The following is a 1,162-nucleotide window of genomic DNA, read 5'->3' on the forward strand; positions in this document are numbered from 1 at the left end:
TGGTTTTCGGCACGAGGACGCGGACGATGCGCGCTTCGCGGCGGGCCTTACGGTCCGCGCCCAGCGGCTGAGCCAGCACCTGATCGCCATGAATGCAGGTTTTCATCTGCTCGCTGGAGAGATACAAATCATCTTTACGCCCTTCAACCCGCAGAAAGCCGTAGCCATCACGGTGGCCAATAACGGTACCTTTCACCAGGTCGAGGCGTTCCGGCAGCGCATAGCACTGACGACGAGTGAAGACCAGTTGACCATCGCGCTCCATCGCGCGCAGGCGGCGACGCAGGCCTTCAAGCTGCTCTTCGCCTTCAATGTGCAGTTCTACCGCCAGCTCATCACGGCTGGCCGGTTTTTCACGTTTGGTTAAATGTTCGAGGATAAATTCCCGACTAGGGATGGGATTCGCGTATTTTTCAGCTTCGCGTTCTTGGAAAGGATCTTGTGACATCTCGGTTCCTCCGTTGTCATCTCTGATGAAGATTTTCGTCACTCCACCAGCAATAATTTATAAAGCGGTTGATTCTCTTCAACCAAATCGGCAAGCGTGTAGTTATCCAGTTCCGTAAGAAAACTTTGCACGGCCTTAGAAAGCGCCTGTTTCAACCGACAGGCAGGTGTAATGTGGCAAAACTCACTGCTGCAATTCACCAGCGATAAGGGCTCCAGCTCGCGCACCACATCACCAATACGTATCGCACTCGCCGATTTACCCAGGCGAATGCCGCCATTTTTTCCACGAACAGCAGTCACGTAGCCGGCACGACTAAGTTGATTGATTATTTTGACCATATGATTACGGGAGACGCCGTAGACGTCAGTCACTTCAGAAATACTGGTCATCCGCCCTTCTGGCAATGACGCCATGTAGATCAGCGAACGTAAGCCGGAAGCAGGGAGACTCGTTAACTGCACATCAACCTCAAAAGGGAAATCGGGAAAAAATACATTTATATTGATGATAAACCAGCCACAAGCTGTGTCGCTAATTTATTTCAGTTCGGGGAAGGAAAAAAGCGAGGATTTAACACTGTGTCGGATAGCGTAATGGCTTACCCGACACAGCAATGTATCACACTGTTCGCCCGGCAGGCAAAATATCTGCCAGGCGTACCAGAATTACGCGTCGAACGGGTCGCGCAGAATCATGGTTTCAGTACGATCC

The 1,162-nt window shown here is 51.5% G+C and carries 2 protein-coding genes; both read right to left on the reverse strand.

Annotated elements, in window-relative coordinates; all coding sequences use genetic code 11:
• Nucleotides 1–448 (reverse strand): winged-helix domain-containing protein (locus R7Z41_RS24120; RefSeq protein WP_318141652.1); only part of this gene is annotated, 448 nt, incomplete at its 3' end.
• Between the two features lie 38 nt (nt 449–486).
• The gene (gene nsrR / locus R7Z41_RS24125; protein ID WP_318141653.1) at nt 487–912 is read right to left on the reverse strand and encodes a nitric oxide-sensing transcriptional repressor NsrR; all 426 of its coding nucleotides are present in this window, start codon (nt 910–912) and stop codon (nt 487–489) included.
• Nucleotides 913–1,162 lie beyond the last annotated feature (250 nt).

This window comes from Vibrio sp. 1457, assembly GCF_033340195.1.
Classification (GTDB): domain Bacteria; phylum Pseudomonadota; class Gammaproteobacteria; order Enterobacterales; family Vibrionaceae; genus Vibrio; species Vibrio alginolyticus.